Origin of the sequence: Fluviicola sp., assembly GCF_029266855.1 — a bacterium.
Lineage (GTDB): Bacteria > Bacteroidota > Bacteroidia > Flavobacteriales_D > Crocinitomicaceae > Fluviicola.
This window is the reverse complement of record NZ_JAQSWB010000005.1, coordinates 109,931-124,305: the sequence shown is the minus strand read 5'-3', so window position 1 is coordinate 124,305 and position 14,375 is coordinate 109,931. Positions and strand designations below refer to the sequence as shown.

11 protein-coding genes are annotated in these 14,375 nt (G+C 40.6%); 6 read left to right on the top strand and 5 right to left on the bottom strand.

Features of this window, described 5'->3' with window-relative positions; all coding sequences use genetic code 11:
* Positions 1-157 precede the first annotated feature (157 nt).
* Entirely contained in the window at positions 158-910 is a 753-nt protein-coding gene (locus K0S23_RS12260; RefSeq protein ID WP_300357754.1) for an RDD family protein, read from the top strand.
* A gap of 12 nt (positions 911-922) precedes the next feature.
* Complete coding sequence (gene rsmI / locus K0S23_RS12255) at positions 923-1,594, top strand: 16S rRNA (cytidine(1402)-2'-O)-methyltransferase (protein WP_300357752.1); 672 nt, start codon at positions 923-925, stop codon at positions 1,592-1,594.
* A gap of 129 nt (positions 1,595-1,723) precedes the next feature.
* Here the strand turns inward: rsmI and K0S23_RS12250 are convergent, their stop codons facing one another.
* Entirely contained in the window at positions 1,724-2,545 is an 822-nt protein-coding gene (locus K0S23_RS12250) for a universal stress protein (RefSeq protein ID WP_300357750.1), read from the bottom strand.
* A gap of 94 nt (positions 2,546-2,639) precedes the next feature.
* Here K0S23_RS12250 and K0S23_RS12245 point away from each other — a divergent pair, with 94 nt between their 5' ends.
* Positions 2,640-3,683: a zinc-binding dehydrogenase gene (locus tag K0S23_RS12245; protein WP_300357747.1), complete on the top strand. Its 1,044-nt coding sequence runs from the start codon at positions 2,640-2,642 to the stop codon at positions 3,681-3,683.
* On the top strand, positions 3,667-4,164 hold the full coding sequence (locus K0S23_RS12240; protein WP_300357744.1) for a copper resistance protein NlpE N-terminal domain-containing protein: 498 nt from the start codon (positions 3,667-3,669) through the stop codon (positions 4,162-4,164). The genes K0S23_RS12245 and K0S23_RS12240 overlap by 17 nt, the downstream gene beginning before the upstream one ends.
* 88 nt (positions 4,165-4,252) lie before the next feature.
* Here the strand turns inward: K0S23_RS12240 and aspS are convergent, their stop codons facing one another.
* Positions 4,253-5,995: an aspartate--tRNA ligase gene (gene aspS / locus K0S23_RS12235; protein WP_300357742.1), complete on the bottom strand. Its 1,743-nt coding sequence runs from the start codon at positions 5,993-5,995 to the stop codon at positions 4,253-4,255.
* Between the two features lie 218 nt (positions 5,996-6,213).
* On the opposite strand from aspS, the gene K0S23_RS12230 reads away from it, so the two are divergent.
* Both K0S23_RS12230 and K0S23_RS12225 read left to right on the top strand, forming a co-directional pair.
* Positions 6,214-7,029 (top strand): outer membrane beta-barrel protein, encoded by an 816-nt coding sequence (locus K0S23_RS12230; RefSeq protein ID WP_300357739.1) that lies wholly within the window; start codon positions 6,214-6,216, stop codon positions 7,027-7,029.
* A gap of 114 nt (positions 7,030-7,143) precedes the next feature.
* Entirely contained in the window at positions 7,144-9,042 is a 1,899-nt protein-coding gene (locus K0S23_RS12225) for a histidine kinase (protein ID WP_300357737.1), read from the top strand.
* 133 nt (positions 9,043-9,175) lie between these two features.
* On the opposite strand, the gene ppk1 is transcribed toward K0S23_RS12225, so the two are convergent.
* From ppk1 to trpS, 3 genes are all read right to left on the bottom strand, one after another.
* The gene (gene ppk1, locus K0S23_RS12220; protein ID WP_300357735.1) at positions 9,176-11,293 is read right to left on the bottom strand and encodes a polyphosphate kinase 1; all 2,118 of its coding nucleotides are present in this window, start codon (positions 11,291-11,293) and stop codon (positions 9,176-9,178) included.
* Between the two features lie 153 nt (positions 11,294-11,446).
* Positions 11,447-13,165: an ABC transporter substrate-binding protein gene (locus K0S23_RS12215; protein WP_300357733.1), complete on the bottom strand. Its 1,719-nt coding sequence runs from the start codon at positions 13,163-13,165 to the stop codon at positions 11,447-11,449.
* Between the two features lie 232 nt (positions 13,166-13,397).
* The gene (gene trpS / locus K0S23_RS12210) at positions 13,398-14,366 is read right to left on the bottom strand and encodes a tryptophan--tRNA ligase (protein WP_300357731.1); all 969 of its coding nucleotides are present in this window, start codon (positions 14,364-14,366) and stop codon (positions 13,398-13,400) included.
* Positions 14,367-14,375: the final 9 nt, after the last annotated feature.

Genomic DNA, 14,375 nt, shown 5'->3' with positions numbered 1-14,375 from the left:
AAAGCTCTGCTTTTTATAAAAGTAAGGTTGGAAAATTAGTGAGACCGGTAGGCTTGCGTTTTTGCGGTAAAAAGGAAAGCTGTGCCGAAGGTGCAGAATACCTTCTGTAAATTAAATGAGATAAAATATGTATTTTCGGTTTCACATCTCTTAGGGTATGAAAACAATTTCCTTCACAACGTCTCAATTTGTCACAATCGATTACGAGCTTGCAAGCCCGGTATATCGGGCAGTTGCTGCGTTTTTGGATGTGGTTTTCCTGCTGATCTATCTCTTAATTGCAAGTTATATCATTTCCATGAATTTGCTGGATCTAGATTTTAACTCTGTTCAGAACAGATGGTCTCTCCTGAGTATTTTCCTCTTGCGTTTGCCCTGGTTGCTGTATTCTCCTGTCATTGAATACCTGACGAATGGTCGCTCACTTGGGAAGCTTATCATGGGAATCCGCGTAGTGAAAAGTAACGGGGAAACAGCAGGACTCAGAGAGTATTTCACTCGCTGGATCTTCCGGATAGTAGACATTTGGGTTGGTGGTTTCGGATTCCTGGCATTACTGGTTGCGGGAACAACTGAAAAAAGGCAACGGATCGGTGATATTATGGCAGACACCGTTGTTATTAAAGTAAAGGATACGCAACTCTACAGCCTGAAGGATGTACTGTCTATAAAAAATTCAGATAATCATGTTCCTACATATCCGAATGTCATCCGTTTTTCAGATGAAGATATGCTGCTTATTAAGAATACTATTTTACGGGTTCAGCGCTATCCTAATCAGGCAAATAAGGATTTTGCAATTGAATTGGCGGATGAAACGGCACGTTTGATCGGGTTGCAGGAAACACCTCCCAAGAGAATGGAATTCTTAAAAACAGTATTACAGGATTACGTGGTATTAACACGTTAAAAGGAGATAGAAATGGGTGTGTTATATGTTGTTCCGACTCCTGTTGGAAACCTGGAAGATATTACGTTAAGAGCTATCCGCTTGCTCAAAGAGGCGGAGATCATCTATTCCGAAGATACGAGGGTAACGAAGAAATTGCTTTCGCATCTTGAAATCACGGGAAAACAAATTATTCCTTTCCATGCTCACAATGAGCACAAACAATTGGAGCGCTCCGTTCAGACCGTTCGGGAAAATGAATGCACGGTTTTGGTTTCGGATGCTGGAACTCCGGCGATTTCAGATCCGGGATTTCTATTAGTGCGTGCTTGTGTCGAAGCAGGTTTGGAAGTTACCTGTTTACCTGGTCCAACTGCTTTTGTTCCTGCATTGGTTGCAAGTGGTTTTCCATGCGACCGCTTTTTGTATGAAGGATTTCTTCCTCATAAAAAGGGAAGACAAACCAAATGGCTTTCAATTTTAGAAGAAGAACGGACAGTTGTTTTCTACGAATCTCCGCATCGGATCATTAAGGCCTTGGAAGAATGTGTTTCCATTTTAGGTGCAGACAGACAAGTTTGTGTTGCGCGGGAGATCAGTAAATTCTTCGAAGAATTTAAACGTGGAACCGCACAGGAAGTATTGGATTATTACAAAGCAAACCCACCCAAAGGAGAAATCGTTTTGCTTATAAAAGGAATTTAATCACCATTCATAAGATGGTCCTTGGCGCTGAAGAATTAGAAAATTAAATTTTCAAGTCTTCTAGAATAGGTCTAGACCTTTTTGGCTCCACCTTTTTATGGCAATGATAAAAAGGTGGAACAAGATAAATTATTGTGTGATGAACCCAAACTGCGCTCCCGAAGAAGTGTCTTCACCATCGAATGTCATTACCGGAATAGCAAGCTCATTTTCCGCCAGGCTTTGAACCAGGTTGGTAGAAAAGAGGGAGAACATGTCCTGGTAATGTGTTGCGGCCAGTAAATCTGCATTTACTTCACGACAATATTCAATCAGGTTTTTCTCAAAATTATTGGAGTCAAGCAAATGGATTGTTGTTGCCAAGCCATGATCCAGCAAATATCCGTTTGCAACATGCAGGTTTACTTCAATTTTTTGCATAAAACCTTCGTCGGAATAGCGCTGGCCAACCAGGTACATTTTGGAATTAAATACTTTGGCAATTTTAGAGGCATATTTTACAACCTGAACACTTTCTCTCGCCAGGTCAACGGTCATTACAATCGACTTGATTTTATGGAAGGAAGTATCTTCCTGGGTCAGGATGATCGGAACATTGCTGTTTGACACCACGGATAAAGCCGGGCTTCCGAAGATCTTTTGCCAAATGGAAGTGCTGTGTGTTCCCATAATGATCAGTTCGATCCCGATTGAATCCGCAATGATCCCGATATCTCTTAAGACTTTTCCGATTACAACACGGGTTGAGATCTTCACATCCGGATTTTGATATTTGGCAGCGAGATCGCGTAAATTCTTTTCAGCTGCGATACGTTCTTTCGAATGAGCAATAATGTGTAATAAAACAATATCACCCTTGTTGTACTTGGCAGCATCCAAAGCAAAAACCAAAGCGTTTTCGGTTACAGGCGTAAAATCTATCGGAACCAAATAGTGGAACGTTGTAGTCATTATGTCAAATTTAAGTTTGATTAAAAATAACATTTTTTCCTCAGACCTGCTCACATCAAGGCAGACTCACTAACTTTTTAAGTTAAATTTGTATATGAAACAAACCGAAGCATTTCATTTAATAAAAAGGGGAATTGCTGAAAAAGCCTTCGAATTGAGAAGCTTAAGCTTACCTGAATTAAAGAGCAATCAAGTACTTATTGATGTAGAAGCATTCGGCTTAAATTATGCCGATGTAATGGCGCGTTTGGGTCTTTACCGCGAAGCTCCGCCAATGCCCTGTGTTATTGGTTATGAAGTTGTTGGAATGATCTCCCAGGTTGGCGATCAGGTTGACAAAGATTTGATCGGTAAGCGGGTAGTAGGATTTTGCCGCTTTGGCGGATATTCGAAGCATGTGATCACCGAAAGTTATGCCATTTCTGTCATTGATGAAATGGATTCGGGACTTGCTTTATCTCTTGCGACGCAGTTCGTGACTGCATATTACATGGTCAACAGATCTGCAAATGTGCAGGCGGGAGAGCATGTTTTGATTCATGCTGCTGCGGGTGGAGTCGGAACGGCATTGATCCAGTTGTGTAAATTGAGGGGTGCGCATGTAATTGCAAAAGTTAGTTCAAAAGAGAAAGAAGATTTAGTTAGAAGTTTAGGTGCCGATGAGGTAATAAACTACAAAGAGAGTGATTATGAGAAGCAAGTTTCTGATTGTCTGGGATCTGAAAGATTAGACATCAGTTTCAATCCGATTGCCGGGGGAACATTTAAAAAGGATTGGTCTCTTTTGGGAACAGGTGGAAGGATGGTGTTGTTTGGTGGTTCTGAATTATCAAATGGTAAGTGGGGACTCCTTTCAACGATTAATTTTGTTAGAAAGATGGGTTTAGTTGTACCAATTGGCTTGATGATGCGTTCTAAATCCTTAATTGGAATAAACATGCTTAAGATAGCTGACTTCAAACCACAGGTATTAACTGCATGTTTAAACGAAGTGGTAAATATGGTAAAACAAGGGCAGGTTCATCCGGTTGTAGGTGGTGTCTACAAGCAAAATGAGTTAAAAACGGCCCATCGTTTGCTTGAGGAAGGAAAAACTGTTGGAAAATTAATAATTGAGTGGGATGATAAACCGAATTAATTGTTTGTTTGTTGTTACAAGTTCAGTATTGATCTTGGGTGCTTGTATTGAACACAGAGAAGATGAGAAGAAATCATCGCTTGGATCGACTGTCGTAAACCGGGAAGAAGAAAAGTATATTACTGATAAGGATTACAAAGTGTTCCGGATTTATGAAGGAGAAGTTCCTTGTGAGGATTGTGACGTAATTGAGCAGCGCCTGGTTGTCAAAGGAGACACCGCGGGAATCTTCCGTTTGACGGAAACTTACAGAAATGCAACCGAAGATGGTGATGCAACATTGGTTTGCAGTGGCCAATGGAAGAGGATCAAAATGAATGCGAAGGATGTTTTAATTCTTTCCCAGGGAGGAATCAATGATTCTGTCAGAAGAATGGAATATGAATTTCGTCCGAAGGAAGTCATTCAGCTATCGCTGGACGATAAGCACTTCAAAAATACAGCAGCTTACCACCTGAAGATGGTTCGGAAATCAAAATAATTCAGAGTTCCAAATACCTAATTCCGAATTTGATCACTATATAATTAATTCGTAATTCGTATCCCGATAGCTATCGGGACGTAATTCGTCAGAGCTTAATACCCAATTCTTTCAATTGCGCTTCGTCAATCACAGAAGGAGCATCGATCATTACATCTCTTCCGCTATTGTTTTTAGGGAATGCAATGTAATCACGAATCGAATCCGATCCGCCCATTGTTGCTACCAAACGGTCTAAACCAAATGCCAGACCACCATGCGGAGGAGCACCGTATTCGAAAGCATTCAATAAGAAACCGAATTGTTCCTGGGCTTGTTCGGGGGTAAATCCTAATAATTCAAACATTCGTGACTGAAGTGCTCTGTCATGAATGCGGATAGAACCACCGCCTAATTCAACACCATTCATCGCCAAATCATAGGCATTTGCTCTTACTTTACCCGGTTCCGAATCGATCAGGTTGAAATCTTCCGGTTTCGGAGATGTAAAAGGATGGTGCATTGCGTGGTATCTTCCATGTTCTTCATCCCATTCCAAAAGCGGGAAATCCAGGACCCACAATGGTTTGAATTCATCCGGTTTGCGTAAGCCAAGCTCTGTTCCCATGCGTAAACGCAATTCATTCATTTGCTTGCGGGTTTTATCCAGTTCACCGCTTAAAACAAATATAAGATCGCCTGCTTTTGCACCCGTAGCCTCGGCCCAGGATTTTAAAGCGGTTTCATCATAGAATTTATCTACCGAACTTTTGAAGGTTCCGTCTGAATTGCATTTTACATATACCAATCCCAGTGCACCGATTTGTGGTCGTTTCACCCATTCGGTAATTTCATCCAGTTGTTTACGCGTATATTCGCTTGCTCCCGGAACAGCAATTCCGATGACTGCTTCTGCCTTATCGAAAACGGGAAAATCTTTTCCGGAAGAAAGAGCTTTCAGATCCGTGAATTTCATTTCAAAGCGAATATCCGGTTTATCTGAGCCATAAGTTGCCATCGCTTCAGCATAGGTCATTCTTGGGAAAGATCCTTCAAAAGTGATTCCGCGAACTGTTTGAAACAAATGCTTGATCAAACCTTCAAACATATTTAAAATATCTTCCTGTTCCACAAATGCCATTTCACAGTCTATCTGGGTGAACTCCGGTTGACGGTCAGCACGTAAATCCTCATCCCGGAAACACTTCACAATTTGATAGTAGCGGTCGAAGCCGGAAACCATTAAGAGTTGTTTGAATGTTTGAGGAGATTGTGGCAAAGCGTAAAATTCTCCCTGGTTCATTCTGCTTGGAACTACAAAATCGCGTGCTCCTTCAGGAGTTGATTTGATCAGGTAGGGAGTTTCAACATCTAAAAATCCCTTAGAATCTAAGTATTTGCGTGTTTCCAATGCTACATGATTCCGCAAACGCAATTTTTGCTGAACCGGATTTCTTCTCAAATCCAAATATCGGTACTGCGCACGAAGTTCTTCACCGCCATCCGTTTCATCCTCGATCGTAAATGGAGGAGTTTTCGCTGCATTCAATAGAGTAAGCTGTGAAACCTGGATTTCAATTTCGCCGGTTGGTAAATTTGCATTCTTACTGCTTCTTTCAATTACCAATCCTTTTGCCTGAATTACAAATTCGCGGCCCAATTTTCTGGCTTGCATGCATAACTCACTATTTTCTTCCAAATTGAAAGCCAATTGTGTAATCCCATATCGGTCACGCAGATCAACAAAGGTCATTCCGCCAAGATCGCGGGATTTTTGAACCCACCCTGCTAAAGTTACTTCCTGTCCGATATGTGAGGCGCGTAATTCGCCATTCGTATGTGATCTGTACATGTACTTGAAAATTGAACTGCAAAATTAACGATTGTAAGAGAGCTTTAAAGCGTCTGGGTCAATTATTTTTTTCGAATTCAATTACCTGATTATTAATAAGTTGAAAATTAATTTAATTTATTTTGGGATTTGCTGTAACAAAATAAGATGTGAAAGGGTCATATGTTCGAAAAGCACAAAGTACTAAGCTAGATAACAAAGCAATAAAATTTAGAGATATGAAAACAGGTTTATTTATCACATTTATTTTCTTCCTATTTGGTTATGCAAACGGTCAGGAAGAACCGGAACCAGATACAACTCGTATCAAATTGAAGGAGAAACAAATTTTAATTATCAATCACAAGGAAGACCTGGGTGATGAGGAAGACTCAGACACCATTGATGCACAGCCGGATAAGAAGACCTTAAAAAGTTTTGAAGCACACTGGGCAGGAGTTGAATTCGGACCGACCATGTTGCTGAACAGTGCAATGAAAAGTAGTTTCCCCGGTAATGAACATTGGGAAAATGATCCTGGAAAATCCTTTAGCTGGAATTTGAATTTTGCCGAATACAAATTCAAAATTTATAAGAATTACATCGGTCTTACTACCGGTTTAGGGATTAACTGGACGCAGATCGGATTAAAGAACAACATCCTCTTTGCTGATTCAGACTCACTATGGGTAATGAAAGACACCGTAAATGATTATCAAAAGAACAAATTGCGTGCAGTATACCTTACAGCTCCCTTGATGATTGAGTTCTGTTCAAGCGGAGAATCTGACAAAGGGTTTTACCTGGCTGCGGGTGTAATCGGAGGTGTGCGCCTGGGTTCAAGCACCAAACAAGTGATTGAAGAGGACAAAACGAAGATTCGTACAAAAACGAAAGGAGTCTACGGTTTAAATGCTTTCCGCCTGGATGCAGCCGTGAAACTTGGATATAAAGACATTGGAGTTTTTGCAAATTATAACCTGCTGCCTCTTTTCGATACCGATAAAACGGTCGGAGTTTACCCGCTAACTTTTGGATTAACCGTCAATTTTTAGTGATTTTGCAACATAAGTAACAAAGAGCGGATGAGGAGGTTAATTTTAACCTCCTTTTCTTTTTCCTGTAAAATCAGGTTCAATCGTTTTTTGCTAACTTTGAGCAAGAACTTTATGATGCGTTTAATTATCTGTTTGGTCTTTATTGGTTTTGCTGAATACATTCAGGCACAATCTTGTACATGTAAGTCAATGCAAGACTATGTTGCGCTGCGCGATTTTGACAGCACAGCAAAGCACAAGCCGATGAATCTTTGGAAGTTCGCAAAAACATTGGAAAAGGATAAGAGCCCGAGATGTTTGGCTTTTGCTTTTCAGTTAAAGGCTCAGGTTCAGATCAAAAACAACCAGTTCGAGGATGCTGCCAAGAGCCTTGACCGCGAAAAGTTTATTTTGGATAGCATCCGTTGCAAGTCTGCCAGCTATGTAGAAAATAATTTAACCCGCGGTGAACTTTTGATGCTTCAGGGAGATTATGAAGGTTCGATAGATGCTTATTCAAAAACGGTGAAAATTCTGCAAAGAGCCGGAAACAATGCCATGCTTTCAAAAGCTTACCTGGGATTGTCAGGAAGTTATGGAAGATTGAAGGATAAGGACAAAGCAAAGTATTATACCAACCTCGCTTACCCGGTCGTAAGAATATTGTCTGATAACGAAACAAAGATTGATCTGCTTTCGCAGTTATCTGCCAGGTACTACAAACTTTACCAGCTTGAAAAGGATAAAATCTACCTGGATTCGGCACTGAATACTGTTTCATTTTCCTATGTTCTTGCAAAGAAGATTCAGTATACGGAAAGTTACCTTCAGATCTATAACCTGTTTGAGGACCATGCGTATTACAAGCGGAATTTCCGTTTAGCTTTAAACTATCTGGATAGTGCCCTGATCCAAACGAATCCGAATTATCACTGGAAGGAACGGGGGGCGATTTATGGAGATATGTCTGATATTTATCTGGAACTGAAACGATACGATAAAGCATATCAGTTTGCAGATTCCAATCTGGTGTATGCTCAGAAAATCGGAGATCCTTATGATGTGAAAAACGCACTCGAACTACTTTACAATTGCGCTAAACTGAGTGGAGATTACGAACGTGCTTTGCTTGTTTACGAAGATCTGTCCAAGATGCAGGACAGTGTGATGAATATTCAAAACGAACGTGCATTCCGGCAATTGCAAGAAAAATATCATCGTGTCCGGAATGAAAAATCGGATGCGGAATACAAACAGGACAAGCGCTTGTTACAGCAACAACAGCAAATCGGCAATTTGAAATGGCGACTTATTTTGGTTGGAATCATCATTTTTGCCTTGCTTGCAGCTTATGTTTTGATGGTTTTCAGACAAAAATCGATCAAACAGAAACAAAAGAGACTGGAAATCCGGCAGCGTTTGAACAGAGCGAGGATCAATCCGGATTTTATTTTTAATGCACTGAATCAGCTGCAAAATGCAGGACTTGGTCAGGGAACTGATTATAAGCGCCAAATTCAATCTTTCTCCAAACTCCTGAAGCAGGTATTGGATAGTACACATGATGATTTCATGACTTTGGACCGAGAGATCGAGTTTTTGACATTTTATCTGACTTTGCAAAGAGACCGTTCGAAAAATGCATTTAATTTTTCCTTTGAAGTTGATGAACAATTGGATCCGTCTAATGTTTGTTTGCCAACCATGATCTTGCAGCCTTTTGTTGAAAGTACGGTCCTGGAAGGGTTTTCCAACCTGAACCGGGTAGGAGAGTTGATCATCCGATTCAAATTAAGAGGGTTGAATGAGCTGGCCATCATTATTGACGATAATGGAAAAGGATTGAAAGCAATTGATTCTTCAAGAGCCTCGGAAATCATTAATGATCGCCTCTATTTATTGAACAAACTCAACAAAACAAGTTCTTCTTACCTGATTCGCGAAAAGACCGGTGGCGGTGTTTCGGTAGAGATATTCATTCCTCTGATTACAAAAGCTTACGCAGAGGAATTGAAGAAAGAAGGCTTCTGATTAATTGAAAGGCATTTCGACTCAACTCAATGGCCTTTTATATTTAGGTGACTAAATGCTTGCGCTAACCTTGCTATGCCGAAGCGGCTTTGCGAAGGCTAAGAGCTATAGCATAGACGCAGCTGAATCGAAGTCATCCCTTTGAACTTTTTTCGCTATCCAAATTCTCGATTAACTGGCGGTAATAGTTTTGAAGCTCCACCTGTGAGCGAATAACAGCTTCGGAATCAGTTGCTTCTTTATAGGAGTTCTTTTGATGTTTGTCAATGATCCGTGCTTTTTCACGATCTCCCCATTGCATGGAAAACACGAAATTGATCTGGTCCTTCAATAGTTTATCTTGAACCGGTGCACCAACTTCTATTCGTTTGTCCAGGTTCCGTTCCATCCAATCTCCCGAAGTAATGAAGTAGAGTGGTTTGTTATTGTTTCCGAAAATTAAAAATCGCGTATGTTCCAAAAAACGGTCAACAACACTCAGAACCTCTATGTTTTGGCTTAGACCCTTAATTCCGGGAACCAGGCAGCAGATCCCGCGGACGATCAATTTGATCTTTACCCCATGTTGAGATGCTTCGTATAATTTATCTATGAGTTGTGAATCGACCAAGTTATTGATCTTCATGTGGATATATGCGGGTAACCCTTTTTTGGCATTCTTGGTTTCATTTGTAATTAAACTCACGTATTTTTTCCGCGCATTGACAGGAGAAACGATGAGTGTTTTGAAATGATGATGATGCAGGGTATGTTCCATCATATGAAATACCTCATGCACTTCTTCTGCAATCTTCTTATCTACCGTTAAAAGACCCATATCGGTATATACCTGTGCGGATTGTTCGTTGAAGTTACCTGTACCCACATAGGTTATCAATTGTTCTTTTTTATCGGAAATGCGTTTGATCTGGATGAGTTTGGAATGAATTTTAAGGTCCTCCGGACCATACAACACTTTCGCTCCCTCTTCTTTCATCCGTTCGGACCAGGACAGGTTGTTCTCCTCATCAAAACGAGCCTGTAATTCCAGTACAACCGTTACATCTTTCCCGTTTCTTACGGCGTTGACCAGTGCATTCATTACCTGCGAATTCTTGGCAACCCGGTAAATGTTGATTTTAATAGAAGAAACCTTGGGGTCAATTGCGGCTTCTCTCAGTAAATCTACGACATGGTCAAAACGATGGTAAGGATAATGAAGAAGCACATCCTTTTCCAGGATAACTTTGATCAAACTGTGTTGTTTGTGAAAACTGGGGTGGTCCACAGCCTTGTATTTTGCATACACGAATTCCTTATTCCCGAAATCGGGGAACTTCATGAAATCCTTGAAATTATGGTATTTCCCACCTGCAATGGTATTTATACCTAAGGTTAAATTCAGGCTTCTGATCAGCATTTCCAGTAAATCCTGGGGCATCCGGTGATCATATACCATCCGGACCGGTTCTCCCTTTTTACGCTGTTTGATGCTTTTTTCCATTTTTTCAATGAAGGACATCGAAACATCATCATCTAAGTTTAATTCGGCATCTCTTGTAAATTTGAAGGTAAATGCTTCTATCGTATCAAATGAGAAGATCGGGAAGATATCAGCCAGGTGAAGGCGTATAATGTCGTCAATCAAAATAACCCCTTTCTCTTTTTCAGACTCCAGAATGTAGAATCTCGAGACCAGATTGGGAACTTCTATCAAGGCATAGCGCGCTTTTCTTTTGTAGTCCCATTCCATCCGTACCGCCAAATAAATTGCTTTATCCCGAAGTCTTGGGAAAGGCATTTTTTTATCAATAAGAACGGGAACAATATCGTGAATTACCGAAGAGAAAAAGTAATTCTTTAATTCGCTTTTTTGTTGGTCGTTTACTGTCAGTTCGTCGTAATGCTTGATTCCTTTCAGTTTCAGTTTGTGCAGAATGGAAGCATAGGCGTGTTCGAATTTACGCTGCTGTTTAATTACCACATTCCGGATTTCCTCGTAAAGTTCATCAGCTGTTCCCTTGTATCCGTCAACCTTTTGATCTTCGACCTGGATCATTCTTTTGACGTTTGCTACGCGAACGCGGTAAAATTCATCCAGGTTGTTCGAATAAATTCCCAGGAAGCGCAAGCGTTCCACCAATGGAACTTCATCATCCAAAGCTTCTTGTAACACCCGATCATTAAACGCCAGCCAGCTTAGCTCGCGATTAAAGTATTTTACATTGTGCGATTTGTTTTTGGGAGAACCGGATTCCTGACTTTTTACCATTGGTCTATTTATAAAGCGACAAACTTACTATGGAGGTTTTGATTCTAAGTTACTAAATTTTTGAGATTATGTTAAGTCACTAATAACAATAAAAAAAGGCAATCCGCCCTGGACTGCCTTAACTTTTTTGCAAGCTGAGAGTTAGTTAAAAATTTATTTTGAACCCTTTGGTTCTTTGATAAAGATATTTGAAAAATCTAAATTTTCCAATGAATTTGTCTTAAAATTTCGAACGCGTGAATTAATCATGGTAATGAAGTCATCATTCGTTAGTGGAATTACCACGGCATCATTTACAATTTGCTGATCACATTCCACCATGATATCCGTGCGTTTATCCGGATCCTGCTCTTTGTTCAGGCTCACATACAAATCATCAAATTTGGTATTTCTATACTTGAACGGATTCATGAATGCTGAATTGAGGTTGGCATATTTTCCGTAGAAAATGCTTAGAAAGCTTTCTCCATCCGGGTAATCTGCGATCCAACCTGAGACCCAAAGACTGGCCTTCCCCGATTTAACATAGTCATTTCGTTTTTCAAAATCCACCAATTCTACGGAAGTTAAAATTCCCAGGTTTTCTTTCAATTGTTTTGCAATTCCTTTTGCCAGTAAATGATTCGCCGCATCTTTATTGCCGCTTACGTAAATTACCAGGGGTGGGAAGCCTCCGCCATTCGGAAAACCTGCCTGGGCAAGAAGTGCGTTTGCTTTTGACACATTGAAATCAGGCCCTTTTACACGGCTTGCCGGGAAGAACTCTGTATTTGGAATAAATCCGTTCAAGACCGGGTAGCCTTCACCCTGCAATGTGTGATTCACCAAACTTACACGATCTATCGCATGGTTGATCGCTCTTCTGACACGGACATCCTGGAAAACCGGATTTCGCTGGGACATCCCAAGAAAGGTCACTGAAAAGGATTGTTTCGAATCAACTTTGTGTTTCACGGTTTTTCCTTCCTGGGCTTCCTGCAGTGAACCTAAAATATTATCTACCTCGTCTGTAGGAATTTCCAGGACCAGGTCAATTTTTCGTTCTCTGAATGCAATTAATTCGCTGCGTTTATTTTTGGTATAACTCAGTTCAATAGCAGCAAGAAAGGGAAGCTGGTTTCCGAATTGATCCTTCGCCCAATAGTTGGGATTCCGCTTCATTTTCAGACCTTTGTCTGAGAATTCTTCTAACATGAACGGTCCTGTTCCAACCGGGTGTTTTTTGATATCATCCTTGTAGAATTCATAGGCTTCTTTTGGAAAAACCCCAAATCCGGAATAAGTCAATAATTTATCAAACCCGGCGAATGCTTCAACCAGGTCGATCTGAACTTTGTAGCGGCTAAGCACTTTTATTCCCGTAACTCCACCGGTTTTAAACTCGGTTTTTGTTGCTTTGTTAAAGGCAGATGCTCCAACTACGCGGTCATTCAACATGAAACTGACTTCATTTATTTTCAATCCGCTACAGGACATATCCAATGTGAACTTTACATCCTCTGCGGTCAATTCTTTTCCTTCACCATCCAAACATTCATCCGGATGAAAGTAAATACCTTTTCGGATTGCCAGTGTATAGGATTTTCCATCAGGTGACACCGAAAAGCTTTCTGCAATCGATGGAATAACTTTAGATCCCGAAGCATCCAAACGTAAAATCGGGTCAAAAATTTGTGAAGTAATTCGTTGTGTGTAGAGCGTGGTTGCCTGAAGTGGAAGCAATGTTTCAATTTTTTCCGAAGACATAAACCGAAATGTTCCTCCATATTTGGCACCACCGATTGCTTTCAGGTCTTCAACATTCACGGAGTCATCCGAGCAGCCAACGAAACCGACAGCAAGTATGGAAATAAGAACGAACTGTTTAAACATAGTAAGCGCGTTGCAGTGTTTTACAAAAATAACATTTAAAACAAATTTCGGTAGTTTGGGAAAAATATACGCGTATACTCATCTTTTAATACCCTACTCCCTAAAAAGGCAAAAGCCCCTTAAGAGGAGCTTCAGCATGTTGGTTTAATAAGAGTAGTTTATGTTGGTGTAACATAAGTTGATTCAAATATAGTACTTTTTGATTAAACGGTACAACTCAATAGAAAAATTTTTAGTATCCGATTTTACCACGGACGCGATTTAAGGTTTCGCTGGCGATCAATCTTGCTTTGGAGGCCCCAATTTCTAAGGCTTTATCAATCTGGGACTTATCTGCCATTAACTCATTATATTTTTGTCTTTCTGTTGAAAATTTATTCAATATCAGTTCCAAAAGGGCGTTTTTTGCATGTCCGTAGCCAAATCCGCCTCCCAAATAGTTCGCTTTCATCGTTTCAATCTCTGAAGGGGAAGCCAACAGTTCATATAAACGGAAAATGTGACACGTCTCAGGATCCTTTGGTTCTTCCAGTCCTTTACTGTCTGTCACAATAGACATCACCTGCTTTTTCAGTTCTTTTTCCGGGAGAAATATATTGATCACGTTATTGCGCGACTTGCTCATTTTCTCACCGTCCGTTCCGGGGACGATTTTAGTTGTCTCATCAATACGGGCATCCGGTAAAACGAATGTTTCGCCCATTTTGAGGTTGAACTTTACCGCCACATCGCGTGCAATCTCCAGGTGTTGCAGTTGATCTTTTCCTACAGGAACCACTTCTGCATCGTAAAGTAAGATATCTGCGGCCATCAGGATGGGGTAAGTGAATAATCCGGCATTGATGTCACTCAAAACATCCGACTTATCCTTAAAACTATGTGCAAGCGTTAAACGCTGAAATGGAAAAAAACACAATAAATGCCACATAAGCTGCGTCACCTCTGCCACATCACTTTGTCTGTAGAATGTAGTCTTTTCAGGGTCAAGGCCACATGCCAGCCATACAGCCGCCGTTGAATAGGTGTTTTCACTCATAATTCCCGAATCTTTGATTTGAGTAAGAGAATGCAGATTTGCGATGAAAAGAAAGGAATCGTTTTTCGGATCCTTTGCCAGTTCAATTGCAGGTAAGATAGCACCGAGCAGATTCCCCAAATGTGGAGTTCCCGTGCTTTGTATACCTGTAAGAATTCGTGCCATTAAAATTGT

Bases quoted from the DNA above. Each gene is read 5' to 3' on its own strand.
- K0S23_RS12260 (WP_300357754.1), top strand. From the start codon at position 158: ATGAAAACAATTTCCTTCACAACGTCTCAATTTGTCACAATCGATTAC.
- rsmI (WP_300357752.1), top strand. From the start codon at position 923: ATGGGTGTGTTATATGTTGTTCCGACTCCTGTTGGAAACCTGGAAGAT.
- K0S23_RS12250 (WP_300357750.1), bottom strand. From the start codon at position 2,545: ATGACTACAACGTTCCACTATTTGGTTCCGATAGATTTTACGCCTGTA.
- K0S23_RS12245 (WP_300357747.1), top strand. From the start codon at position 2,640: ATGAAACAAACCGAAGCATTTCATTTAATAAAAAGGGGAATTGCTGAA.
- K0S23_RS12240 (WP_300357744.1), top strand. From the start codon at position 3,667: ATGATAAACCGAATTAATTGTTTGTTTGTTGTTACAAGTTCAGTATTG.
- aspS (WP_300357742.1), bottom strand. From the start codon at position 5,995: ATGTACAGATCACATACGAATGGCGAATTACGCGCCTCACATATCGGA.
- K0S23_RS12230 (WP_300357739.1), top strand. From the start codon at position 6,214: ATGAAAACAGGTTTATTTATCACATTTATTTTCTTCCTATTTGGTTAT.
- K0S23_RS12225 (WP_300357737.1), top strand. From the start codon at position 7,144: ATGATGCGTTTAATTATCTGTTTGGTCTTTATTGGTTTTGCTGAATAC.
- ppk1 (WP_300357735.1), bottom strand. From the start codon at position 11,293: ATGGTAAAAAGTCAGGAATCCGGTTCTCCCAAAAACAAATCGCACAAT.
- K0S23_RS12215 (WP_300357733.1), bottom strand. From the start codon at position 13,165: ATGTTTAAACAGTTCGTTCTTATTTCCATACTTGCTGTCGGTTTCGTT.
- trpS (WP_300357731.1), bottom strand. From the start codon at position 14,366: ATGGCACGAATTCTTACAGGTATACAAAGCACGGGAACTCCACATTTG.